Genomic DNA, 24,893 nt, shown 5'->3' with positions numbered 1-24,893 from the left:
ATTCAGGATTTCCAAAACTGAGATGTGCTGAATCAATGCGTTCCGGATTTACTGATTCGGAGCGGGTTTGATGGGTGTAAAGCGCTATGAACTGAACGAGGCGCAGTGGGTCCGGATCGCCCCGCTTCTGCCGGGCAAGGTTGGTGATCCGGGCCGTAGCGGCGCCGACAACCGCCTGTTTGTGAACGGAGTTTTATGGGTCCTGCGATCCGGAGCATTCTGGCAGCACCTTTTGGAGCGCTACGGCAAGTGGAAGAGCGTCCATGCCCGCTTCACCCGCTGGGCCAAGGCCGGCGTCTGGAGCGTGGATGCGCTGGGCTGCTGCACCCGGTCGATGGGTTGCTTTCAATCGGACCACCCAGATGCAGTTTCTCATTCCGTTAGAATGAGTGTTGGAAACGGATGATGCCGCCGACGCTGTTCTTTTTGTCAGCTTTGGTCCAGTTCACGTTGGAAGGGTCAACCATGCCGGCGCCGAAGTCGCCATAGTGGTCGTAGTCGATTTCGGCTGTGATTATTAGACCTGCAAACGCCGTATAGACAGCGTTTGCAGTCAGACCATAGTCCTTGAGCTGATCACCCGAGACCTGAAGGTTGAACGAAGTTTTCTCGTTGAATCTGTAAGTGGCGCCGGCCCAGAAAGCCCAGTTGCCGCCCCAAAATTTGTAGAAGCTGCGACGATGAGCGTCGATTGTGTTAATGGAGTTGTCGCTGAGCTTGCCATAGGAGCCGTAGCCGAACGTTCCGAATAGCGAAAATTCGTTTGTGACATTGACGTCGACGCGGACCTTACCAGCCAGAGATTCGTAGTTGCTATCATAAGCGACAACGCCAGTGATCGCCCCCCAGCCTTGCATGTATTTCACGCCGCCGACGACATGCGGAACATAGCTGTCGATAGTCCCGACTACGCCCGAGCCTTCTTCGAGTGAAGCCACCGCCGAAAAGCCGTTGCCGGTGTCAAAGTAGTACTGAACCACTTTGGTTTCGTAGCCGCCGTGCGGAACAAGCATCTTATTGAGGACGTCGCCAGCGTGGCCAGTAAACACGTGGAAGGCCGACCAGTCCTTACCAACTCGCAGGCCGCCAAGCTGAATCCAAGTGAAAGCCAATTTGACGCCTCTGTTGAAGGCGTAGTTTTGCGGGCTGTCCGTGCCCGAATAAGCGTTGCGATTACCAAAGTCCATGCGGGTTTCCGTATAGGTCTTCAGTGTGCCGAGTTCGGTCTCCTGGCCGGTCCAAGTTTTGAAGGTCAAGCGAGCGTTGTTTCGCCATGTGCCCTGATCCTCACCAGTCCTCAGGTCTGAGGTTCTGGCGCCGTCATACGATCCGACATGGCCCAGGCCGATGTCGTAAAGGACATCGCCGCCGATGCGCAGACAGGTCTCGGTGCCGGGGATGTAGAAGTAGCCGGAGCCGTACACGTCGCAGACCTTGATGTATTCGGTCGATTCTGGCTCGGCCACAGCGACAGCATCGACCGCGCGCGCGTCGGAAAGGGCGATCAGCACTGCAGTTGAGCCGAGGAGAAGGCTCCTGATGTTCATTCGCGCGTGCTCCGGTGGGCTGCGCCTCGACGCAAAGCGACACTCGTCAGTTGCCCCACGGAATTCAGCGCGTCTGGGCCAATCGCCATAGTCATCTCCGCTTGTTGTAGGCAGACGTCACAACGGCTACGGAAATCGACCACGCAAATAACGCGCCATCCTGGAGACGTAGCTGCGGGCTTACGCTCAGGTAGGCCGGTGCACCTTGTTGCGGTTCCTTCTTTTCGCTTTGAAGGTCAAGCTGAGCACGAAAAGCAGACGTTTCGGATAGATAGTCTGTTCGCTGCCCAGCGTTTTCGTTCAATAGCAACAGCTTTTGTTTGTTGTGTAGGCTTTGAGACATCATAGGCGGCACCGCTCGGTACATCGGGCGAGATACCCACTGACGTCGACATGAAATTCACTAGCCAGGCCGGGCATGCCATGTTTTGGTGCACGGCCCATCTTGAAGGCGATCGCGTGCAGCAGCTTGCCAATCAGTCCGGACAAGTGATTTCGCAAGGCTGGAAAGATCGACGCGTTGTAAACCGCCTCTGGATCGGAAGTCCTGTATGGCCAACTGTTTTCGCGATGGCCCCCCCGGCGCGATTGTTGAGCCTCTTTTGCGATGATCGACTTTCGGCATCACCTGACGTTCTATCGCGTTATTGGAACGCCATTTGTCGATGGTCATGCCCTTGGGGCCGCAACTCTGTGCAAGCGACTGGGTCAGCAGGCGCTTGGCAGCCTTGGAAGAACACGCCGAGCACGTTCCTGTCCTGATCACGGCGCGCCCACTGCCAATGCTTCTTGCCTGTAATCGATACCACGCGGTTATCGAAGTGCCGGATATCGCTATCCGAGGGCGTCCGCTAGCGAGCAATGTCTGGCTCCTAGCCGTATCGTCCCCCAGCATATGGCATTGCCGCGCTCCGATCTCCTCGACCAAGCGCAGTCTGAAGGGAAAGCGTCGAAAATCTCGGTGTGCGTGATGATCTCGGCAGGGCGAACGATGGCGCTTGTAGCTAACCGATATTGTGTTCATGCCATCGCGTTCGGCGGTTAGAGCGGACCATCGCGTGAGGAAAGGCATTGGCGAAATACAGTGTCGCGGCGAAAGCGGAACGGATTTGACATAGCGCAAGACCCAGGAGAACCGCAGCGGTAAGGATGACAGTTATCGGCATAGGACGGTAAACTGTTGCGGACCTCGATCCTGACAAAATATCACAAGGCCCGGCTGCTAAGGGACCTGCCGGCCGGGCCGGGGCCGCGGCAAAACTGCGCCGCGAGGCTGAGCAGGCGAGCTTGCTTTAGTCGGACACTTTAAGGAGAAGCCGCCTGCTTCGCCCCTGCGCAGGCCTCCCAGGGAGCGCGGGCAAAGCGAATGTCGCATGCTCATCCCATGAGACGGCGGCGTTTCCGTCGCGGAGGTTGGAGGTCTCGTCATCTCCCCAAAGTTGGGGGAGCGCGTGCTAAAATCTCTTCCGGATTGAACCCAGAACTTCGCACAAGGGGGGGCAGGCTCACTTTGTATGAAATAATGGGGCGAGCATGCTCCTGGGTTCTTATCCGCGTCGGGAGCGGGAAACTCATTAACGGGATTTATTAGACGCCCGGCTGAGCGGCTGCCGGCTCGGGACGCAGATAGGCGTGCAGCGCCCTGACGCATTCATCCATCTGCCTCTCATGCGACACATTGCGCGAAGCGATCGTGAGATGAGCATTTTGATAGATCGGCTCACGCTCAGGGATCTGTTGCGTGATAGTGCCGAGCAGGTCCGAGGCCTGCTGCAGCCGGCGACCGCGTCGTCTCCCGAGCCGTCGCATTATCAGGTCGGCATCGGCCTTGAGCCAGATCGAGACCGCCTTGTCCTGGATGAGCCCATGGGTCTGCTGATGGATGAAGGAACTGTCACCGGTCGCGAGCACTGCCGGTCCTTGCTTCAGCACACGCGCAATCACTCTCGCCTCAAGCTCCCTGAAATGCTCCTCGCCATGGGTTTCGCAAAGTTTTTTTATCGACATGCCGGCCTCTTTCCTGATCTCGGCATCGGAGTCGATGAATTTCAACCCCAACCCTTTTGCAAGCCGCTCGCCAATGGTGGATTTACCGACGCCCGACATGCCGACGAGCGCTATCGGCCGCACGCCGAGGGCCGGCGCAATCTGGCTTGCTTCCGGCGACCTGGCGATCTCGGACATTCTTGATTTTTCGCCAACTCGCATTCCAAATGCCGCAGCAGCGCTCCATCTAGCCCGCTTGATGCACGGCGATCGGCTTTCGGCGGCCTACATCGGCGATCTGGCCGCCCTCGGAGTGCATTTTGACAAGCCTCGTCGGGCGCCGGCGATCATCCGTCGTGATGGAAGGGGGTTTGCGGGTTGAGGTCGGCGGGTTTGTTTCGGGACGTCTGCGCCCCGTCGGCTATGTCACGAGCCGCGCAATGCGATTGAGGACGATGCGCAGGATGCGCTGGTCGGGGCAGGATGTCGGCAGGTGCAGGCGGATCTGGGTTTTCATCTCGACTACGCGGGCGGCGATCTTGATGAGGCGCAATCGCAGCGTGTCGAATTGGGCGACGGCAAAGCTCGAGCGTTTCGGCATCGCGGCGCGCAGGCCCCACATCAGCCAGTAGGCGCCGGCATGCAGGAACAGCCGGAACTGGTTGGCCGTCGCTCTTGTGCAGGAGGTGCGGTCGGCGGCGAGATGCGTCTTCCACGACTTGATGTGGTTCTCGGCAGCGCCGCGCCGGCAGTAGACATCCTCGTAGAGCGCCTTGGCCTTGCCACTTGCAAGGTTGGTGACGATGAAGCGGGTATCGGCACCTTGGGCGCCGACCTCGACGCGGGCGATGATGCGCTCTACGCGGCTCCAACTGGCGGCGCCGTCAAAAAACTCCTTGAAGCGGCGGACCTTGTTCGTCTTCGATGCTTCAAGGCGCGCCATCGTGCTGCTCTCCAGGTCCGCGACATGCTTGCGCAGGGTCGTGGTGGGCGCCACGCCGAGGATGAAGTCGACATCGTTGGCGCGGCACCAGTCGATGACCTGCGGACTACAATAGTGGCTGTCGGCCCGGATAAGGATGCCGGTGTTCGGCCAATTGCTCCGGATCGCCCGCACCAGGCGGCGCAGGTGGGGGCGGATTTCTGCCCCGCTCGGCCGCTTCGCTGGTCGCAGGACCGCACCGACGAACCGGCCGTCGCCATCGAACACAACAATCGGCTGGAAGCCGTATTCGTCGTGATGGGCATTGAACAGGCGGAGCTGCTGGCCGCCATGCACGGCGTCAAAAGTGTCGTCAATGTCGAGCACGATCCGCTTCGGAACCTGGCGGAAGGAAGCGCAATAGAGGTCGACCATCGCCCGGCCCATAACGATCAGTTCCCGCACGCCAGGCAGGTTCTCCAGCCGGCACATCGTCGATTGCGAGGCCAGATCCCGACCCGAAGGCAGCGCATCCTGGGCCATCTTGAAGTCGTTGCCATCCTCGTAGCCGGCGGCGATCATCTTCATGCGAAAGCCGATCATGTCCGCCAGGCTGTGGATGATCTGGTCCGGGCGGCGCGGATCGTCGATGCAACGCGCCAGACGCTCGGCGACACGCAGCCGCTTTTCCACCTCGGCCAGAGCCAGAACCCCACTGTTGGACGACAGCATGCCGCCGTCAAAACGGGCGACGACGGACTCGCCGCCGACTGATGACAAACCGCTCAGCGGCAGCGCAAGATCATTCATGGCGGGTGTGGTCTCCGGGAAATGGTTCGGATCGGCGTAAGCAACCAAATCCTACGTCATTTCAACGGCTTGCACCACATCCGCCAACCCCCATGAATTTTCCGGGCTAGGATCCTCTTCGGCTTTCCAGTTTGGTATGCCAAGGGCGCCTTTGGGGATCGCAACCTCGGCACAGACCTCGATGGCGCGTTTCATCAGTTCCTCGGCCTTGGCTTGCGGAGCATCCCCGCTTGAATGCTGCTGCCGAAGCTTGCCAAGGATCTTATAAGTGTCGTGATTGGCCAGTTTGGCCCTGTAGCTGCCTGGCGTGTGAAACTCGACCTCGAAGCGATAGGCTTCGGGCGTGGCGAGCACTACCTTGATGCCCAAGAAATTTCGAGTCTGCTTACTGAACCAGTTGACCACGCTGACCTCGGTGTAGCCCCGGTCATCGAAGGCCAGCATGGCTTTCTTGAAAGCGTTTATAAAATGCTCGTCAGGGATTTCGAAGACATGGCGTACAGTATTGGTGAGGAGCTGTGGAGCGCTGCCGGGCGGGACGCTCATGCCGGTGAGTTCATCTGTTATGGAGGCATGCGATTTCAAGCGGCGCTCCAGATGGGGCATCTTCACCTGGAAGTCCGCTTTCCAGAGGCTTTCGGCGACGCCGAGCGCGGCCTCGGTGATTTTGCTCTCTTCGGCTCTAGCGCGGGCAGCCTCGATCTGGGCGCGCTCTGAAGCCTCCGCGCGGGTCAGCGCAATCATCATGTCGGCATCCTCGGCGGTGGGCCGGAGGCCAGAAGGTTTCGGCAGAATGCCTTGCTCCGCAGCGAATTTGATCGAGGCCTCCATGATGCCAGCGGCCAGCGTGGGGTTGTCTTTCAGATCATCCAAGGTCGCATCGACGTCAAACCTTCCCTGGGCGAGGGTCGCCGCAACGCCCTTGACATAGGGCACGGACTTCAAGCCCGGTGTCTGGTGGAGGAGCCGCTGAAGGTAGCTGCCCTTCTTGAAGAAAAGGTTGGCGCCAGTATCGGATTTATAGGCGTCGGTGCCGACCTTGATGCCGAGGCTCAGCAAGTTGGTTGCGCTTTGTACGAGGTCGTCCGGATTGTAACCATCTGGGCGAGAATCGATGCGAGCAGGATAGTGGTCGAGCAAAAGCTGGATGCGGTCTCGTGGCTGAGGCGTTGCCGGATAGGTCTCGGTCAGACCCGGGAAAAGCTCGCACAGCCTTGCGCTGAAGCTCGGGTTTGCGGCGTTCGCGCTTTCGATTGTTTCGGGCAGGAGTTGTCCACCCTGCTTGACTGCCCATGCCACAAGGTCGGAGACGAGCAACTCGGCCATTTCGCGGGCAACCGGATGTTTGGCGACCTCAATCTCGCGCCTCGCCCTCGCAAACGTGTTCTGGATATCCTGGCCACTCACCTCTTCCTGGTTCAACAGCTGACCGATATCTCGCCGGAGCTCCTTGTGAACGCCCTCATAGGTGCCAAAGACGGCACGCTCGGCAAACCAGCGTCGTGCTTCATGGGATTGAGCCAGAAAGCTTCGCTGCAGGCAGGTATAAGTTTCCAGAACATTCTGCGTGGCAGAGAGGATCTGGCGGGCGCGACTGAACTGGTAATCGTCGCCCTCAAGCGCCGGGGTATGGGACTTTGGCGGCTTCAGCGACGGAAGTCCCAGAGCTTGCTCCCGGTGATCGAACGCGCGCAAATGCTCATAAAGCTGCGGCCGGTCGCCGAGGATGATGACGGTGTCGCCGTCGAAGTCGCCGTCAAGTTTTTTCTGCTCACCGGTCGGGACAGCCACCAACGAGCCCGGGGCAAACACCTCGGTCGCCTGCAGGATGCCGAGGCAGTCGAGCGGCGTGTCCACCTTGACGCGGTCCTTGCTCGAGGTCCAGCTCGCATGGCATTTGACGTCCTCGGCAGACATCACCAGCCCACGGTCGGCGTAGGCGGCCGGCCACATCTTATCCGGGACAACGATCAGAATGCCTTTGGCAAAAAAGGTCGGATCGTTGGCCGCCAGTTCCCTCCCCGACTTCTGGGCGACGTTGAAGCTGTATTGGATGGCCGTGCAGTTGTCGAGAAACACAGCGGTCGGATCCCCCTCGAGGGCCGACTTGACTCCTTCTGGGGCAAACGGGCGCAGGTTGGGCTTGTCATAGGGCGAGCGCCCGATCAGCACGCCGCTCGTCCCCGTCAACGTCTCGCTCTTGAGCGTCGGCACATGGAGACACTCGTCGCTGGAGGGTATGGCAACCGCGCCAGGACCGTCGATATGTCCGCCAGTCACGGTTCGAAACAGCTCCTCGGCCGACAGCCTTTGCCCCTGTCGGCTCTCGAGCCAGGTCTTGGCCTTCTCTTGCGCCTCATCGGCCACCGACTCGCTGCGTGGATAATGTTGCAGCGCCGAGGCAGGCAGGGACGATCTGCGTCCCTCAGCAAAGGCAGGCACCCGATCAGGACCTTCCTGCCGGCGGGCGCGATGAACAGCCGGCATGCGGTTGGCCAGCGAGGCCTTGATGAAACCGCAGCCATCATGCGATCGCAAGGCGATCGGGCCTTCCGGCCCAGTTAGCTTGAAGGGATGTTCCTGGTTCGCAGGGCGATCCGGCAGCAGCGACAGTTTGAAGGCGCCCTCCAGCGCGTAGTCGTGAGGGCCCAGCCCCTTGATTCCTGGAGGCGCGGCAAAACCCCTGCGCTGCATGTAATAATATGCCTCCTTGAAAGGGGCCCATGCGCGCAATAGCTGCTCGAACGCCGTGCCCGATGCGGTATCGGCATACGGAATGGCCAGCAGCTTTCCGCCAGGAGACATGGCTGCCGCGGCGTCCGGGGCGCGGGCGGCGAGCTGCGAGAGGGTCGGTTTCGGTGGTTTTAACTTGCTTCCGCCGAACAGGTCCATGCGGTATGGCACACCCTCGACGGTAACCGTACGCGCCAGCATGAAGGGGCTGGGCTTTCCTGGCAGCTGCACCGCGACGACGGGCAAAGCTCCCGAGGTCAGGCGATGAAAAATCGAATAGCGTGTCTCGGGCTCCGTGGCCACTTGCCGGCCCTGCATGTCCACCACCGGCAACTGCATCAGCCCCGCCTCACCTTGCGGCGGTCTGGGCTCGTGGTCCATTGCTCGCAACACCTGATGGACGTCGAACACCGACGCTGGATGTTGGGCCTGGACCGTCGCCACATTCTGCGCCATGAACGTGTCCAGCCCATCAAGCGGGGTCTCTGCCGCGATCTCCGCGATCAGGTTCCAACTCATATTGGAAAGGTCGCCTTCGATGAGGCCGGCCGTTTTCTCCAAAATCTCCTTGGTCTTGAACTGCAGCTCTTCTTGCCTCACCCGCAAATCGGACTTCTTGCCCTCGACATACGGCCGGCGGAACAATGTCGCCAGAACCGTGCGGGTCTTGAGCACTTGATAGATCGACAAGGCGGGGCGACGGCTCGAGTACGGGCCACGGGTCCGCTCGCCATCGCCTGCTTTGAGATGCGCCTCAATCTTATGCTCGACGATCGGCTGAATGTCGTTCAGCAAATTCAGAGCCTGCCTCCGCCGCAGGCTCTTGCGCGGGCTGCGCGCCAGCGGCAGCACGGCGAGGCAGAGATTGCCCATGGTTTCGAGGTTGTTCTCAGCGGCAAAACCAGGGGCACGATGCAATTCCGTAAGCCGATCCAACGCCGGCCGTGCGAGCAAACCGAGATCGTCAAACAATCGAGCCTTGGCCAGCGCCTTGAAAATCACGGCGATGTTCAGAACGTGGGTCTGCTCCAGACGATCACTGGCATAGTGAAGGTAGCGGGCCAGCTGGTGTAGCCGATCCTTCAGCAGAGCGGTCTCTATGATCTCTCCTGTGTCCTCTCCCCTGGCGACACTTCGCCCCAGAGCATTGGCCATCATGCCAAGCTCAGGTGTGGTGAACGTTCCGAATCGTTGGCCTCCGGAGCCCAGTTTGCGCACGATGTCCAGGACTGCCTGGTGGCACGCCGCTGCTTCCGGCCATTTGCTGAAGCCGTTCACAAGGTTCGCCAATCCCTGCGGACTAAAATCAGAGAGCCGGTTGTCACGGCGAAGCACCTCACCGGCGATCGCGACCGTGGCCTTGCTGCAGCCCGTCTCGTCCGGCCACTTGCTGAAACCGTTGACCAGGTTCGCCAGGTGCTGCGCAGTAACGTCAGAGAGCTGGGCTTCGCGTTTGGCAAGGCGAGAGACCTCGCCGGAGATCGCGATTGTGGCCTCGCGGCAGTGCGGCGCTTCCGGCCACTTGCTGAAACCATTCGCCAGGTTCGCCAGATCCCCTTGAGTAAAGTCAAAGAGCTGCACCTCGCGCGAGGTGCGGCCAGCGACCTCGCTGGCGATTGCGACCGTGGCCTTGCTGCAGCCCGTCTCGTCCGGCCACTTGCTGAAACCGTTGACCAGGTTGGCCAGGTTCTGGGGAGTAAAATCAGAGATCAAGGCGCTTTCGGAGCGACGAAGGACCGCCTCGGCAATAGCGACTGTGGCCTCGCGACAGGCCCCTCCGTCCGGCCACTTGCTAAAACCGTTCGCCAGGTTTGCCACGTCCTGCGCATTAAAATCAGAGAGCTGGGCTTCGCGTTTGGCAAGGCGAGAGACCTCGCCGGCGATCGCGATTGTGGCCTCGCGGCAGTGCGGCGCTTCCGGCCACTTGCTGAAACCGTTCGCCAGGTTTGCCACGTCCTGCGCATTAAAGTCAGAGAGCTGGGCTTCGCGTTTGGCAAGGCGAGAGACCTCGCCGGCGATCGCGATTGTGGCCTCGCGGCAGTGCGGCGCTTCCGGCCACTTGCTGAAACCGTTCGCCAGGTTTGCCACGTCCTGCGCATTAAAGTCAGAGAGCTGGGCTTCGCGTTTGGCGCGGCGAGAGACCTCGCTGGCGATCGCGACTATGGCCTCGCGGCAGTGCGGCGCTTCCGGCCACTTGCTGAAACCGTTCACCAGATTCGCCAGCCCCTGCTGGGTAAAGTCAAAGAGCCGGACGTCGCGTTTGGCAAAGCGAGAGACCTGGCTGGCGATCGCGACTGTGGCCTCGCGGCAGCCAGGCGCTTGCGGCCACTTGCTGAAACCGTTCACCAGGTTCGCCAGGTCCTGCGGAGTAAAATCAGAGATCAAGGCGCCGCTTCCGGAGCGACGAAGGACCGCCTCGGCGATAGCGACTGTGGCCTTGCGACAGTCCGGTGCTTGCGGCCACTTGCTGAAACCATTCACCAGGTTCGCCAGGTCCTGCGGAACAAAGGTGGAGAGCCGGGGGGGGGCGCCGGAACGGCCGACAATTACATTGGCGATCGCGGCCGCGGCTTGACAGCAGCCCTCGTCGTTCGGCCGCTTGCTGAATCCGTTCACGAGATTCGATAGCTCCTGCGCAGTAAAGCGGGTGAGCTGAACCCCGCGGCGAAGGACCTCATCGGCGATCGCGGCTGTGGCCTTGCGACAGTCCGGTGCTTCCGGCCACTTGCTGAAACCATTGGCCAGCAACGAGAGATTTTGGCCGCCCAGCTCACCTAGTACGCCCCTTTGATCCTGACAAATTCGGGCGATTCTCATCGCTCCATCGCGACATTTCGTCGACAATGGGTCCCGACCGAATGATGATGCGAAGAGCGAAAGCGCTCTCGGTTCAATCTTCTTCATTAACGCGAGATCAAGCTGCGACAGCCGAGCTGCGACAGCCCTGCAAGCTTCTATCCCTGCCTGCCCTCCCGCATACCGGCTCACCGCATTGCACGTAGTGGCGTACCCCCATGATTGCCGGGCGTCGATATCTTCCTCCAAGCGCGGGACAAATTTGCGTTCAAAATCGACGGAGGCCTTTTGCATGAACGTTGCTTGATCCGGCATCCGCAGGCGCTTGGAATGCTTCACCACCTCTCTTGAGAACCCCCCGATGTCACGCGCGTTAGCAATTCCTCTTAGTGCTGCATGCAACTCGCCTGAATACTGTGGATCAGGTCGCTCAAAGCTGGCGTGGCTCTGCGCGGCTACGTCGTCTACGCGCCGCTTTCCAAGTCCAGGACCCAGGTCGCTTGCGGATTGCCTTGGCTGCGGAAGCGCGCCCGATTGCGAGCTCTCGGCCGCCTGATTGCGCTGGCGCATGCTTGCTTGCGAGTCTCCGGCCGCCCGATCGCCGCGCCAATGCTCGCTATCAGAGCGCGAGGAGCCTTCTTCCCGATAGAGTGCGCGACGATCCTGTCGCTGAGGCGGGCGCTCAGCCCATTGCGAGCCCTCGGCCGCCCGATCGCCGCGCCAGGGTTCGTCCCCGAAACGCGAGGGGCCTTCTTCCCGATTGAATGCGCCATGATCCTGTCGCTGAGGCGGGAGCTCGCCCCTTTGCGAGTCTCCGGCCGCCCGATCGCCGCGCCAATGCTCGCTATCAGAGCGCGAGGAGCCTTCTTCCCGATAGAGTGCGCCACGATCCTGTCGCTGAGGCGGGCGCTCAGCCCATTGCGAGCCCTCGGCCGCCCGATCGCCGCGCCAATGCTCGCCACCAGAGCGCGAGGAGCCTTCTTCCCGATAGGGTGCGCCACGATCCTGTCGCTGAGGCGGGCGCTCGCCCCTTTGCGAGCCCTCCGCCACCCGATCGCCGCGCCAGGGTTCGTCCCCGAAACGCGAGGGGCCTTCTTCCCGATTGAATGCGCCACGATCCTGTCGCTGGGGCGGGCGCTCGCGGCGCCAGGGTTCATCCCCGAAACGCGAGGGGCCTTCTTCCCGATTGAATGCGCCACGATCCTGTCGCTGAGGCGGGCGCTCGCCCCTTTGCGAGCCCTCCGCCACCTGATCGCCGCGCCAGGGTTCATCCTCGAAATGCGACCAGCCTTCCTCCCTATCCAACCCGCGCCGCCTCCCGCGTGCGCCAACTGATGGATGAGGAGACGCGTCCCGCAGGATATCACTGGTGCGGACGGGTCCGCCCTCTGGATTTTCATGGTCGGAACGCATCCGCTCCATGAGCGAATTGAACTGTTGGCCACCTTGTCCAGAGGCAGGACCGCGGGCCCCCCCTATGTCCTGCGCGCCCCCAGCTCTGACTTGCCCACTGTACAAGCCACCACGTCGACCAATACCCGTCATAGCCAACCCCGAGTGCAAATGAAAATACAATTGCGCACGGTCATTCCTGTCGCATTGCACGCTGAGGGTATCATCATACTCGTGGTATCTGACGGAAGCCTGACTAGACCTCATGTTGGACGAGTATCGCAATAACCTGGCGAGAGATTTATTGCTTTCCGCGGCAACCACCACTAATGAAGCAATCCTTCACCGACTATGTTTTCACGCTACCCGGAGAGTTTCATGACAGAAGAAGCCGACGACAACATCGACGTCCTCATCGAGCTCACCGCCGATGTCGTCTCAGCCTATGTGTCCAACAATCCGGTGCCGGTGGGCGATCTCCCTGCCCTGATCGGACAAGTGCACGCAGCTTTGAAGGGCACGGCCGAAAGTGTCTCCGCAGAAGAGCCGCAGGCTCTCAAGCCTGCAGTCCCGATCAGGAAGTCGGTGACACCGGACTACATCATCTGCCTTGAGGACGGGAAGAAATTCAAAGCGCTGAAGCGTCATCTGTCGACCCACTATGGGCTGACGCCGGATGAGTATCGCGCCAAATGGGGTCTGCCGGCGGATTATCCCATTGTCGCGCCGAATTACGCCGCGGCGCGCTCGGCGTTGGCCAAGACGATGGGGCTCGGCCGCAAGCCGGAAACGCCGGCGCCGGCGAAGCGGACCCGCAAGAAGGTCGCAGCTTGATCTTATCTATCAAGTTCGTTCTGAAGCGCGCAGCTGCTGTCGGCGTCTGCGCAGAACATCAGAAGGCGCGGACCAGCCCCCTCCACTCGCAAACATCCTCGCGGCTTGCAACAATCTGCTGTCCCGGTCTGCGGTAATGTTCTCGGCCGCTCTTATCGAGCGGGTCAGTACGATCGGGACGTGGCGCGTCGTGCAGGCTTTTGCCGGGCCGCAGGAGAAAAGTCAGCCAGCTTTGCTGAGGCTGCCAGCGGAGGACTTGCCAGTACGGCGGTCCTGTTCGATCTCATAGTTGATCTTCTGGCCGTCAATGAGAGTCGAGAGACCCGCACGTTCCACAGCGGAAATGTGGACGAACACATCCTGACCGCCATTGTCAGGCGGGACAAATCCAAACCCCTTGGTGCTGTTGAACCACTTCACCGTTCCAGTCGCCATATCCGTATTCCTTTGTAATAATTGCAACGTGGGTAGGCCATTAAGCCTACTCGATTCACAGCCGAGGCGTTACGCGCAGCAAAGACAAAAAATTGCAAGGCCCGGCCGGACCACCCGGCAGCCAGCCCCACCCCGCGCTGCCGCCAAGCGCATGGCCCTGCGCGACCAACCCGGCGGTCAGGATCGGCGAGCGCATGGCCAGCCGGGTCGGCGCCGAATGGTGCGACATCTGTTGGGATGGCCACGGCGCTGTAGCTGTCGGCTAGCCGAGAGGCAGCGCGCCCGTGCGCGCCATCTCGAAGACATCGAGCAAGATGGCCAGCCCGACACCACTAGCAGTCAGAATAAGCCCGGTCAGGAAGATGCGGTTGGCGCGCTCATAAATGCGCCGTTGCAGGGAACTAATGTCGAGCAGCATCGACAGGGCCCGCATCTGAAGCGCGATGCCGATCAGCATCGGCGCTGCGGCCAGCAAATGGTGGAGCTGCCACGGTATTGGGTTGGCGGCCCAATGCGTGATGAAGCCGAGCGAGAACGCCAGCAGGATGCCGACGGCGGTGATGGTGCCATTGCGAAAAATCGTGTCGATCAAGTCTTCCTTGGGATCCTGCTCGTTCAAACCTTCTCTCTCCTCGGGGCGATCAGCCGGTCGTTTGTGGTCGAGATTAGGCTGTCTGGAAATCACTGTACACCACCGGCTTCGCTCGCCAAATGCGTGGCCAGGCAGCCGGGCCGGAACAAGCCAGCCTGGGCTGGAACCATTCAGACCAACGAAAAAACGGGCCATGAGGAAGCCCTCATGTTGCTGAAACGGTCCATCTCCTCTTAAAGGCGGCGATAGGGGGTAGCCGTCATAGCCGATATAGGTGTCCAAGCCCGGATCGGCTGGCGTAGCAGGCGAGGCAGCGGCGGACCTACCAGGAACCGCTGTACTCGTCGAGATAGAGGGTCCGGGGCTGCTGGGCGAGCAGGCGCCAAGCACGAACCCGCCGACGCCGGCGGCAATGCCGATTTCGCGGTGGTGATGATAGCCATGGGCCGCCGAGGGCCGGACGGTTCCGGCCAGCGAACCGGCGGCGACGATCAGGCCGGAAACGATGGTGCGCTTGAACACGATTGATTCCTTGCTCCGGTACAGAGCCGAACCATCCGCCTCTTGAACAGCCAGCACTTCACGACCTACCGATTAGATGCAGGTGCCGACGATGCGAGCTATGAGGGGATGGAGGAAGGTCGAGACGAGCGAGCCTGTTGCTGCGGGCGGCCACAGGTCCCGACTATGTGCACTATCTGAATAGCCAAACTATCTCACCGGCCTTGACAGACCCTTTTTCATCGACGCTGCCGAAAAGCAGTGGCGATCCTCTTGCGATCGCGTCGTTCCGCAGGGGCTATGACGATGTCTTTTACACAATGCCAACGCTCGTCAGTCCCGCGGCTAGTGTGGCAGCACGCACAATGCCCTTGCGCTCACCCGTCACTATCGACACGTCGACGGGCATATCCGGATAGAGCTTCACGTACGGTAGAGCTTTGAACTGGTCGGCAACCACCTCGATAGTCGCGGTGAGGGACGTCGCGCCGCTCCGTTCGTCGACCTCGGCATTGGCGGAAACGCGGGTCACATCGATGCCTACAAGGACCTGGATACGCGACTTCTGCAGCTCCTTCACCCGCCACATCAAGCACGAAACCCTGTTCCCGTGGCGGCCGCCGGAGGGAGCGGAGGCTGCGGGAAGCGCACGTCTATACGGTCGTGAACAGCGATGCGCTTGCGGACTCCATCCTCACGCCATGGTCAAACGTCACCCGTTCGAATTCTCTTGCGGAAGGCGCTGCCGCGCCATGGCCGGAACCTCTTGGAGTAGGGCCACTGCGCGCGTCCATCCGGCAGAGGCGCCTTTGATCTTTACCGGAAAGCAGGTAACCGTAAAGCCCTTGGGCGGAAGCTGGTCGAGGTTGGTCAGTTTTTCGAGGTGGCAATAACCGATCTCGGCTCCCGCCTTATGTCCTTCCCAGATGATGCTGGCGTCGCCGGTTTCAGCATAACGTTTGGCGGTGAAGGGAAAGGGGGCATCCCAGCTCCATGCGTCCGTGCCGGTCACCCGCACGCCGTGTGAGGTCAGGAAAAGCGTGGCCTCACGGCCCATGCCGCACCCCTTGCCCAGATAGGCCGGGCTGCCATAAGCGGCGGCGGCCGAAGTGTTGACCAGCACAATTTCCAGCGGGCTCAACGTGTGGTCTATGCGGTCAAGCTCGGCCTCAACGTCGGCGGCCGTCACCACATAACCGTCTGGCAGATGACGGAAATCCAACTTCACACCCGGCTGCATACACCAATCCAGCGGCACTTCGTCGATGGTCATTGCCCGTTCACCACCGTTCATGGTGGGGTGATAGTGCCATGGCGCATCAAGGTGGGTGCCGTTGTGCGTGTTGACCTTGCACTCTTCAACTGCCCAGCCATAGCCACCGGGCAGCTGATCCACGCCGAGCCCGGGAAAGAACGCCACCATGCCTTCGGCGCTTTCGCGATGCCCAGTATAGCTGATCACGGGGCGGATCGGCGGCGGGTCCGCTGGCGTTTCATTGTCGAGGGCGATGGAGAGATCGATAATTTGGCGGGTCATGGAGTTCCTTCTCAATAATTATTCGAACGTCCGGCGAAGAACTTGGTTGCGCAGGGTGCCGAGGCCGTCAACAATGCCTTCCAGCACGTCTCCCTGCTTGAGATCAACTGGGCCTGTCGCAAAATTTCGGCGTTAACGCGCTGTTGACCACACCTGATGCTCTTCCCGCTCTGATGGTTCTGAATGCCATTTCCGAAAAGCTGGAGCGCCGATCGAAAGATGATTTCTTCAATCGGCACCAAAGATTTGCGCGTAGACCGCCTCGATCCGCCTTGCCTCGTCATCGGTCAGCGCGGCGAATTCCTTTTCGCGCTCGCGACTCGAAAGCCGGCCAGAGGCGACTGCTGCATGCCGGTCAGGCACGCAGCGTTCGCGCCAACGAGCGCCGGCTAAATTCCAACGACGAGTGCCCCGCCGCTTAAGCCCGCCCCCGCGGCAGCAAGAAGGACTTTTTCGCCAGGCCGCAATGGCTCTGTCTGATTGGCCAACGAGAGGGATAGCGGGATCGTTGCGGCGGAGGAATTGCCGTAGTCGGCGATCGTCTTGACGACTGCATGATCCGCTATGCCCGAGATTCCTCCGACCGCATCGAAAGATGCGGGCATTGGCCTGATGCGGCACGAACCGATCGATGTCCTGCGGCCGCGTCCGGGCGGCAGCGAGCGCGTCCTGCGAGCAGGCGGTCATCATCTCGACGGCCCTGGCGAACACTTCGCGGCCATCGGCGATGGTCATTCGGGTCTGTGCTAGATCGAGGTCGGCACTTTGGAACGGGATGTTGCTTCCCGCCCTGCCGGAATCCGGATCAGCCCGTAGCGCGAGCCGTCGGAATCCACCGAGGCGCCGAGAATGCCCTCGGCCCGGGATCCTCGCAGGGACCGATCACCATGGGCGCCCGGCGGCGTCGGCGAAAACAGAACCGCGCTGGCGCGCTCGGCCGGGTTGATGCGGCGGCTGAGGATGTTGGCGGCGATGACAAGGGTCGCCTTTGCCGTGCAGGCGGGTGAAGCCCGTCGGCGAACATCAGCGCATAGATGAAGCCGGCGCAAGCGCCGGTCAGGTCGACCGCGCCCGCACGCCTCAGCCCAAGCCGATGGGCGACCAGCGGCGCGCTGGGCGGCAGCAGGTGATCGGGTGTCGAGGTGGCAAGCAACAAAGAGACCGATGTCGCCACGGTCGATAGCCGGCGCTCGCCAGCGCCATGTCGCCGGCTTGCGCGGCAAGGCCCGACAGCGTGTCTTCGTCCGTGGCCCAGAAGCGCGAGCGAATGCCGGTGCGCCGCTCGATCCAGCCGGGTTCGAGCCCGAGACTGTCTTTCGATTTCCGGGTTCTCGACCCGGCGCGCGGGTGCATGATGACCGAACCCGAGAATGGTCGACGATCTGCTCAAGGCTTCGCGCCGAAGCGCTCGCCGGCCTCCTCTATGGCATCATAGAGCCCGTCCAGCTCGTCGCCGGTGATGCAATAGGGCGGCAGGAGATACAGCACATTGCCGAGCGGGCGCACGAGCAGGCCGCGCTCGACGAAAAAAGCGCGCAGCTTTCGGCCCGATCTCGGCCAGATATCCGGCTGAGCCTGTGCGCAGATCGAGGGCCGCGATCGTGCCGGTCACCCGGCTGTCGGCGAAGTAAGGATTGTCGCCAAAGCGCCGAAGCCCGGCGGTCTGTCTCGCGCTCAGGGCCGCGACCCGCTCGGCCACCGGTTCGTCATGCCAGATCTCGACATTGGCGAGTGCCGCCGCGCAGGCAATCGGATTGGCGGTGTAGGAACTCGAATGAAAGAAGGTCTTCTTCCGGTCCTCGGAGTAGTGGGCCTGGAAGATGGCATCGGTGGCAAGCGTGGCCGCCAGGGGGATCGCGCCGCCGGTCAGGCCCTTTCGAGGTGCAGAGGATATCCGGAGAGATCGATGCCTGCTCGCAGGCGAACATGGTTCCGGTGCGGCCCCAGCCGGTCATCACCTCGTCGGCGATCAGCAGCGTGCCCGAAGTTTCGGCGATCTTCTTCAGTTCGGTGAGAACCCAGGCCGGATACATCAGCATGCCGCCTGCGCCAAGCACCAGCGGCTCGACGATCAGCGCAGCGGCACACCGGTCGCGGGTGACGGCCTCGAAACGATCCAGTGTTTCCTGTTCGCGCCCGGTGGCCGGGAAGGGGATGGTGTCGACCTCGAACAGCAACGGCTCGTAGGCAGCGTTGAACACGCCGCGGGCGCCGACGCTCATCGTACCGATCGTGTCGCCATGATAGCTGTGCTCCATGACGACGATGCGTGAGCGCGGCGCACCGATGTTGCGGAAATAGCCGAGCGCCATCTTCAGCGCAACTTCGACGGCGGTCGAACCGCTGTCGGAATAGAACACCCAGTCGAGACCGGACGGGTAGCGAGGCCGACAAGTGCCTTGGCGAGGCGTTCGGCCCGGCTCGTGCGTGAAGCCGGCGAAGATGATCTGGTCGAGGCTCGAGGCGGTCGTCTCGATGGCCTTGATGATGCAGGGATGGCGGTGGCCGTGGGTGACGACCCACCAGGACGAAATGGCATCCAGGATGCGCGTGCCGTCGGCCTTGTGGAGGTAGGCGCCTTCCGTCCGGATGATTTCAGGGATGGTGGGCTCGAGCGCGTGCTGGGTGAACGGATGCCAGACTTGTGACTGCGACATCATTCGCCTCCAGCGATCGCTGTGAGGTCGAAGCCGGCAACCATCGCTTCCCGCAGCGTCCCACTCGTCAGCGGATCAAGGTGCGGCAGCCTGCCAAGCTGGCGCACGCCGCTGAATTCCACGATTGTTCTCTGCGTATCGGCCACCTCATCGCCGATGAAGGCAATGCCGATGAGCGGGATAGAACGGGCCCTCAGCGCTTCGATCGACAGCAGGGTGTGGTTGATTGTGCCGAGCGTGGTACGCGCGCATAGGATGACCGGCATCCGCCACTGAGCGAATATGTCGATGAACTTTTTCTGCCGGTTGAGCGGCACCATCAGTCCCCCGGCACCTTCGATGACGATCGGACCCGGCAAGTCCGGAAGCGAGAGCTTTGCCACGTCTATCGCGACGCCGTCGAGTTCGGCTGAACGATGCGGCGACAGCGGCTCCTTCAGGCGATACACTTCGGGTAGCACGCGCCCCGTCGGCAGGCCGGCGAGCCGTTCCACAACCTCGCTGTCGGTCTCCTCGTCGAGGCCCGATTGCACCGGCTTCCAGTAGAAGCCATCGAGCAGGCCGGCCAATCCCGCCGAAAACACCGTCTTGCCGATGCCGGTATCCGTTCCGGCGATGACGATGCGCTTGGTCATGCCGAGGCCAACACCTCGACGAGCGCCTCCACCATGGCGGAAATGTCGGCTTCGCTGACGTTGAGCGTCAGCGAAATGCGCAGCCGCGACGTGCCCTCGGGCACGGTCGGCGGACGAATGCCACGTATGTCGAAAAGCCGCGCGCCTGCAGCGCCGCCGCCACCGCCATGGTGCGCCTGTTGTCGCCAATGACAAAGGGCTGGATCTGCGAGCTGCTGGGCTTCACGCCGCAGCGCTCGGCCAATTGGCGGCCCGCGAAGGCAACGCGCTCCTGCAACTGGACACGGCGTCGGGGCTCATCGGACAGCATCGCAATCGCTTCGCGCGCTGCCACTGCCATCAGCGGCGATGGCGCAGTGGAATAGATGAAAGGTCGGCAGCGGTTGACGAGATAGTCGCACAGCAGTCCCGGCCCGGTGACGAGTGCGCCGGACGCGCCGAGCGCTTTGCCGCATGTGTGGAGTGCGACGATGTTGTCGCGGCCCTCGAAAGCGGCGGCAAGGCCGCGGCCCTCCGGTCCCCAGACACCGGTGGCATGCGCCTCGTCGACAACAATGAATGCCTCATGCCGATCGGCAAGCGCAACCAGGCTCTCCATCGGCGCGCGGTCGCCATCCATGCTGTAGAGGCTTTCGACCACGATCCAGACGCGCCCCATACCGCCTTCGGCGCGCCAGCGCCTGATCGCATCCTCGAAGGCATCGATGTCGTTATGCGCGGCGAGCTTGAACTCGGCGCGGCCAGCACGGGCCCCTTCATGCATGCTGGCATGGGCGAGCTCATCGAGGACCAAAAGGTCTCCCTTCTGCGGCAGGGCGGTCAGCAGAGCGAAGTTGGCGATATAGCCGCTGCCGAAGAACAGCGCGCGGTCAGCTGCGAAGAACACCGCCGCGTCCGCCTCCAGGGCCTCGTGTTCCGGCGCATTGCCGCGCAACAGCCGCGATCCGGTGGCGCCGACCGGCGTGCCCTGCGCGATCGCCGCCGCAACCGCGTCGCCTAGCCTTCTCGAAGCGGCAAGCCCGAGATAGTCGTTCGACGAGAAATCGAGGCCGGCGCGCGGCGACAGTGTCCGCAACCGGTCCTTGCGAGCCAGTCCCCTGCAAGGTCGCGTCATAGCGGGCAAGCGGTGCCCCGTTCATTGCGCCTCGAGTTCCATCGGCTCGATGCCGAGACGGCGAAACAGAAGGCTATCCTTGTCTTCGCCGGGATTGTTCGCCGTCAGCAGCGTGTCACCGACAAAGATCGAGTTGGCGCCGGCAAAGAAGCACAGCGCCTGCATCTCATCGGTCATCGCGGTGCGGCCGGCCGAAAGTCGGACATGCGATTTCGGCATCATGATGCGCGCCAGCGCGATCACGCGCACGAATTCGATCGGCTCGATCGGCTTGGCGTCGGCAAGCGGGGCGTGCCCGCGATCGGGATAAGCATGTTGATCGGAACGCTTTCGGGATGTTCCGGCAGATTGGCCATGTCACCAGCATGTCGATCCGAGCCACCGGCTCTTCGCCCATGCCGACAATACCGCCGCAGCAGACCTTGATGCCGCTGTCGCGGACATTAGCCAGCGTATCCAGCCGGTCGGCAAACGTGCGGGTCGAGATGATCTCGTTGTAGTAGCGCTCGGAGGTGTCGATGTTGTGGTTGTAATAGTCGAGGCCAGCCTCTTTCAGTTGCTGCGCCTGGCCCGAGGTCGAGCATGCCCGAGCGTCATGCAGGTCTCCATGCCGAGCGCCTTGACGCCTTCGACCATCGCTACGACCGCATCCATGTCGCGCGCCTTGGGATTTGCGCCAGGCAGCACCCATGCAATAGCGCGTGGCGCCGGCGTCACGCGCCTTGGTCGCCTCGGCGATGACGCGCCGGACCTCCATCAGCTTCGACGCCTTCAACCCGCTTTCGTGATGCGCCGACTGGCTGCAATAGCCGCAATCCTCCGGACATCCGCCCTGTCTTGATGCTGAGAAGCCGGCTGAGCTGGACCTTGTTGGGGATCGAAATTCTGGCGGTGCACGGTCTGCGCCTGAAACAGCAGGTCGTTGAAGGGCGAGTCGTGGAGAGACTGGGCCTCTTCAAGGCCCCACATCCGCCGGTCGCCGAGGGATTGAATTTCAGGCGCGGTCTTTTCAGAAATCGCTGCGTGCATTTCCATCCTGTTCCTTGCGTTGTGGCAACATGGGCGCCCTTCAAACTGGCTGGTCGCGTCGAGAGGAGCCGGGTCGAGTGTAGATGGTCAGGGTCTCACGATCAAAGCTCACGGCAATCGAGGCCGATATCGAGGATCGGGGCGCTGTGAGTCAACCAGCCGATGGAAATCAGGTCGATACCGGTTGCGGCAACGGCTGGCGCAATCGCGGCGGTGATCCTGCCAGACGCCTCGGTGACCGCCCGGCCACTAACCATGGCCACCGCCTTGCGCAAGTCATCGACTGACATGTTGTCGAGCAGGAGTGCGTCGGGGGCGAGCGCCAGGGCCTCTTCCAACTGGGCCAGCGTGTCGACCTCGACTTCGATCTTGACGAGATGACCGACGCTCATTCGCGCCCGCTCGATTGCCGTGCGAATTCCCGCCGGCTATGGCAATGTGGTTGTCCTTGATCAGGATGGCGTCGTCGAGGCCGAAACGGTGATTGGAACCGCCACCGGCGCGCACGGCGTATTTTTCGATGGCTCGTAGACCAGGGCGTCGTCTTGCGCGTGCAGACGATCTTTGCGCCATGGCCCGCGAACCGTTGCGACGACCGACGCCGTCGCCGTGGCGATGCCGCTCAGATGACAGAGAAAATTGAGCGCCGTCCGTTCCGCGGTGAGAATGGCGCGGGCCGGGCCGGTCACCGACGCAATGGTCTCTCCTGGGGTGACTTCGCTGCCGTCCGCTCGCTCCACCGTCATCTCGACATTCGGCTCGATCAACTTGAAGGCAAGCATCGCCAGATCGAGACCGGCGACAATGCCTCGCTGGCGTGCCGCAAGCACGGTCGTCGCGTGGCGTTCCTTCGCCACGATGGCATTCGTGGTCAAGTCACCGGTCCTGCCAAGGTCTTCCAGGAGAGCTGCCCGTACCAGAGGCTCGAGCATGATTGCCGGAAGGGGCGAGAGGTTCATCATGGGACGCCTTCCAGCGCAGGTTCGAGTTCCCGCGCTGCCGCCAGGGCGGCTTCGAGGGTGATTTCCGAACGCCGGGCAACAGTCGCGTGATAGGGAAAGTCCATCCGGTAGTGAGCGCCGCGGCTTTCCCGGCGCCGCAAGGCGGCAATCGCGATCATCAGCCCGACGGCCGCCGGGTCCGCACCCTTGCGCTCGGCGAGCGGCAACAGGGCGCGCGCGGCTGCTTTCAAGCCTTCGCCGTCTCGCACGACACCGAGCGCCCGCGACAAGACAGGGCGCACGGGTGTCGGATCGGGCGACGGGCAGTCGCTTGCAACCGCTTGCTTTGTTCGGCGGGCGGGGGCGCTCGCCAAGCTTTCGGCGACCCAGCGCGCGCAGACGACGGCTTCGGTCAACGAATTGCTGGCCAGCCGGTTGGCGCCGTGCAGGCCAGTCGAGGCGACTTCGCCGCAAGCCCAAAGTCCCGGAACCGATGTACGCCCGGCCAGATCCACGGAAACACCACCCATGTGGTAGTGCTGCGCCGGCCGGATGGGGAGGAGATCACGCGTCGGATCTATCCCCGCCTTGCCGCAGGCCGATGCGATCGTCGGGAACTGGCGCGCGAATGCCGGACCGGGCTTTTCCCGGACATCGAGAAAGACGCGATGGCCATCGGCCAGGTGATTCCATACGGCGCGCGCGACGATGTCGCGTGGTGCGAGTTCCGCGCCTCGCAAGCCATCGAGGAAACGTCGGCCCGTCTCGTCGACGATCGTTGCGCCTTCGCCGCGAACCGCCTCGCTGATCAGCGTCATGGGGCGGTTCGATCCATCAAGCGCGGTCGGGTGGAACTGAATGAATTCCATATTCGCAAGGACAGCCCCCGCGCGGGCCGCAAGCGCCAGGCCCTGTCCGCAACTGCCCAGGGGATTGGTGCTGTCGAGAAACAGCCCGCCGATCCCGCCGGTGGCGAGGACGGCCCGTCCCGTGGTGAAGAACACCTGGCCCGTCGGGCCGCTCGCCAAAACACCGGCGATTTTGCCGTCCTCTACGGCCAGCCGGCGCGCTTCGAACCCCTCAACGACCTCTACTGTCGGCGTCGAGCGGACCGCCGCGACCAAGGCACGCATGATCTCGCGCCCGCTGCCGTCGCCGCCGGCATGAACGATGCGGCGTCGGCTGTGCGCGGCCTCCAGTCCGAGACGGAATGTTCCTTCCGGTGCGCGGTCGAAGCGGACTCCGAAGCCCGCAAGCCTTTCGATCGCGTCGGGTCCTGCATCGAGAATGCGGCTCGCCGTCTCCTTGTCGCAGAGCCCATCGCCGGCGGTGAGCGTGTCGGCAAGGTGCAGCGCCGGATTGTCGTCGTCGCCGAGGCTGGCGGCCAGACCGCCCTGTGCCCACGCACTGGAGGCGTCAGCGCCCAATGGCGTCCTGGACAGCAGAAGCACCGGCTCGGGCGCCAGGTGAAGCGCGGTCATCAGTCCGGCGATGCCGCCGCCGATGATCACCGGCCGGCCGGCGAGATGGTGGACGTCCATGCTCATACGGCCATCATCCGCTCGACGGCCAGCCGCGCGCGATCGGCAATCTCCGGGTCGACGGTCACGACATGTTGGTTCTGCTCGAGCGCCGCACGGATGTTGGCGAGCGTTATCCGCTTCATATGCGGGCACAAATTGCAGGGCCGGATGAACTCGACCTCGGGATGCTCGACCGCGACGTTGTCGCTCATCGAGCACTCGGTCATCAGCACGACGCGGGGCGGCTTTTGCCTTCCGACATAATCCGACATGGCGGCAGTCGAACCGGAGAAGTCAGCTTCCGCGACGACCTCCGGCGGGCACTCGGGATGTGCCAGCACCGTCACCCCGGGATGGTCCTCGCGCAATTGGCGGATGTCGGCCGGCGTGAAGCGCTCATGCACCTCGCAATGCCCTTTCCAGGCGATGATCTCCACATCGGTCTGGGTGGCGATATTCTGGGCCAGATACTCGTCGGGCAGCATGATGACCCGGGGAACACCCAGCGACTCTATCACGGCTTTCGCATTGCCGGAGGTGCAGCAGATGTCGGATTCGGCTTTCACTTCGGCCGATGTGTTGACGTAGGTGACGACCGGCACGCCCGGGTAGCGTTGCCGCAGCAGCCGGATATCCTCGGCGGTGATCGAATCCGCCAGCGAACAGCCGGCTTCGAGGTCGGGGATGAGTACCGTCTTTTGCGGGTTGAGCAGCTTCGCCGTCTCGGCCATGAAGTGGACGCCGGCCAGCACAATGACGTCGGCTTCAGTGGACATCGCCTTACGAGCCAGCGCCAGACTGTCGCCGACGATGTCGGCTACGCAATGGAAGATCTCCGGCGTCTGATAATTGTGCGCCAGGATGACGGAATTTCGCTGCCGCTTCAGTTCGAGAATGGCGTCGATGTCG

19 protein-coding genes and 4 pseudogenes are annotated in these 24,893 nt (G+C 62.2%); 3 read left to right on the top strand and 20 right to left on the bottom strand.

All coding sequences use genetic code 11. The features are described from left to right. Nucleotides 1-70: 70 nt before the first annotated feature. Nucleotides 71-301, top strand: a pseudogene (locus ACFSQT_RS03640) (transposase); the annotation flags it as partial. A gap of 79 nt (nt 302-380) precedes the next feature. Here ACFSQT_RS03640 and ACFSQT_RS03635 read toward each other — a convergent pair. From ACFSQT_RS03635 to xopAD, 4 genes are all read right to left on the bottom strand, one after another. Then, the gene (locus tag ACFSQT_RS03635) at nt 381-1,547 is read right to left on the bottom strand and encodes a porin (protein ID WP_379017056.1); all 1,167 of its coding nucleotides are present in this window, start codon (nt 1,545-1,547) and stop codon (nt 381-383) included. 1,587 nt (nt 1,548-3,134) lie between these two features. Next, nucleotides 3,135-3,731, bottom strand: a complete 597-nt coding sequence (locus ACFSQT_RS03630; protein ID WP_379017055.1) for a shikimate kinase — start codon at nt 3,729-3,731, stop codon at nt 3,135-3,137. 223 nt (nt 3,732-3,954) lie between these two features. Further along, nucleotides 3,955-5,265, bottom strand: coding sequence for an IS1380 family transposase (locus ACFSQT_RS03625; RefSeq protein WP_379017054.1), 1,311 nt, complete (start codon nt 5,263-5,265; stop codon nt 3,955-3,957). A 51-nt stretch (nt 5,266-5,316) separates the two neighbouring features. Beyond that, the gene (gene xopAD / locus ACFSQT_RS03620; protein ID WP_379017053.1) at nt 5,317-11,133 is read right to left on the bottom strand and encodes a XopAD/skwp family type III secretion system effector; all 5,817 of its coding nucleotides are present in this window, start codon (nt 11,131-11,133) and stop codon (nt 5,317-5,319) included. A 270-nt stretch (nt 11,134-11,403) separates the two neighbouring features. Here xopAD and ACFSQT_RS03615 point away from each other — a divergent pair, with 270 nt between their 5' ends. Both ACFSQT_RS03615 and ACFSQT_RS03610 read left to right on the top strand, forming a co-directional pair. Beyond that, complete coding sequence (locus ACFSQT_RS03615) at nt 11,404-12,129, top strand: hypothetical protein (protein WP_379017051.1); 726 nt, start codon at nt 11,404-11,406, stop codon at nt 12,127-12,129. A 435-nt stretch (nt 12,130-12,564) separates the two neighbouring features. Next, on the top strand, nt 12,565-13,020 hold the full coding sequence (locus tag ACFSQT_RS03610; protein WP_095090062.1) for a Ros/MucR family transcriptional regulator: 456 nt from the start codon (nt 12,565-12,567) through the stop codon (nt 13,018-13,020). Nucleotides 13,021-13,242: 222 nt separating this feature from the next. On the opposite strand, the gene ACFSQT_RS03605 is transcribed toward ACFSQT_RS03610, so the two are convergent. The 16 genes and pseudogenes from ACFSQT_RS03605 to nadA all read right to left on the bottom strand — a co-directional run. Next, nucleotides 13,243-13,455 carry a cold-shock protein gene (locus ACFSQT_RS03605; RefSeq protein ID WP_095090064.1) on the bottom strand — a complete coding sequence of 71 codons (213 nt, stop codon included), beginning with the start codon at nt 13,453-13,455 and terminating at the stop codon, nt 13,243-13,245. Nucleotides 13,456-13,717: 262 nt separating this feature from the next. Beyond that, nucleotides 13,718-14,569: a hypothetical protein gene (locus ACFSQT_RS03600; protein ID WP_379017050.1), complete on the bottom strand. Its 852-nt coding sequence runs from the start codon at nt 14,567-14,569 to the stop codon at nt 13,718-13,720. A 292-nt stretch (nt 14,570-14,861) separates the two neighbouring features. Then, entirely contained in the window at nt 14,862-15,128 is a 267-nt protein-coding gene (locus ACFSQT_RS03595) for a hypothetical protein (RefSeq protein ID WP_143748873.1), read from the bottom strand. Between the two features lie 132 nt (nt 15,129-15,260). Beyond that, nucleotides 15,261-16,085 carry a cyclase family protein gene (locus ACFSQT_RS03590; RefSeq protein WP_095090067.1) on the bottom strand — a complete coding sequence of 275 codons (825 nt, stop codon included), beginning with the start codon at nt 16,083-16,085 and terminating at the stop codon, nt 15,261-15,263. 228 nt (nt 16,086-16,313) lie between these two features. Further along, nucleotides 16,314-16,448, bottom strand: coding sequence for a hypothetical protein (locus ACFSQT_RS03585; protein WP_280952830.1), 135 nt, complete (start codon nt 16,446-16,448; stop codon nt 16,314-16,316). A 26-nt stretch (nt 16,449-16,474) separates the two neighbouring features. Further along, nucleotides 16,475-17,475 (bottom strand): annotated as a pseudogene (locus tag ACFSQT_RS03580) (beta-ketoacyl-ACP synthase III). A gap of 39 nt (nt 17,476-17,514) precedes the next feature. Next, on the bottom strand, nt 17,515-17,907 hold the full coding sequence (locus ACFSQT_RS03575) for an aminotransferase class III-fold pyridoxal phosphate-dependent enzyme (RefSeq protein ID WP_379017195.1): 393 nt from the start codon (nt 17,905-17,907) through the stop codon (nt 17,515-17,517). Beyond that, entirely contained in the window at nt 17,792-18,742 is a 951-nt protein-coding gene (locus ACFSQT_RS03570; protein WP_379017049.1) for an aminotransferase class III-fold pyridoxal phosphate-dependent enzyme, read from the bottom strand. Before ACFSQT_RS03570 ends, ACFSQT_RS03575 begins: the two co-directional genes overlap by 116 nt. Next, the gene (gene bioD / locus ACFSQT_RS03565; RefSeq protein ID WP_379017048.1) at nt 18,742-19,377 is read right to left on the bottom strand and encodes a dethiobiotin synthase; all 636 of its coding nucleotides are present in this window, start codon (nt 19,375-19,377) and stop codon (nt 18,742-18,744) included. Before bioD ends, ACFSQT_RS03570 begins: the two co-directional genes overlap by 1 nt. Then, nucleotides 19,374-20,516 (bottom strand): annotated as a pseudogene (locus tag ACFSQT_RS03560) (8-amino-7-oxononanoate synthase). The gene bioD and the pseudogene ACFSQT_RS03560 overlap by 4 nt, the downstream one beginning before the upstream one ends. After that, a complete protein-coding gene (locus ACFSQT_RS03555; RefSeq protein ID WP_379017047.1) occupies nt 20,513-20,740 on the bottom strand; it encodes a biotin synthase BioB in 228 nt (75 codons plus the stop codon). Before ACFSQT_RS03555 ends, ACFSQT_RS03560 begins: the two are co-directional and overlap by 4 nt. Next, nucleotides 20,658-21,266 carry a radical SAM protein gene (locus tag ACFSQT_RS03550; RefSeq protein WP_379017046.1) on the bottom strand — a complete coding sequence of 203 codons (609 nt, stop codon included), beginning with the start codon at nt 21,264-21,266 and terminating at the stop codon, nt 20,658-20,660. The genes ACFSQT_RS03555 and ACFSQT_RS03550 overlap by 83 nt, the downstream gene beginning before the upstream one ends. Then, nucleotides 21,263-21,520, bottom strand: a complete 258-nt coding sequence (locus ACFSQT_RS03545; protein WP_379017045.1) for a hypothetical protein — start codon at nt 21,518-21,520, stop codon at nt 21,263-21,265. The genes ACFSQT_RS03550 and ACFSQT_RS03545 overlap by 4 nt, the downstream gene beginning before the upstream one ends. 101 nt (nt 21,521-21,621) lie before the next feature. After that, nucleotides 21,622-22,479: pseudogene (gene nadC / locus ACFSQT_RS03540) on the bottom strand (carboxylating nicotinate-nucleotide diphosphorylase). Further along, nucleotides 22,479-24,008, bottom strand: a complete 1,530-nt coding sequence (locus ACFSQT_RS03535; RefSeq protein WP_379017044.1) for an L-aspartate oxidase — start codon at nt 24,006-24,008, stop codon at nt 22,479-22,481. The pseudogene nadC and the gene ACFSQT_RS03535 overlap by 1 nt, the downstream one beginning before the upstream one ends. Then, nucleotides 24,005-24,893, bottom strand: an 889-nt coding sequence (gene nadA / locus ACFSQT_RS03530) for a quinolinate synthase NadA (protein WP_379017043.1), incomplete at its 5' end; no start/stop codon positions are given. The genes ACFSQT_RS03535 and nadA, both read right to left, overlap by 4 nt.

Origin of the sequence: Mesorhizobium calcicola (genome assembly GCF_042682105.1) — a bacterium.
GTDB classification, from domain to species: domain Bacteria; phylum Pseudomonadota; class Alphaproteobacteria; order Rhizobiales; family Rhizobiaceae; genus Mesorhizobium; species Mesorhizobium calcicola.
Note: the sequence above shows the minus strand (reverse complement) of the source record. Positions and strands in the feature narration are given on the sequence as shown.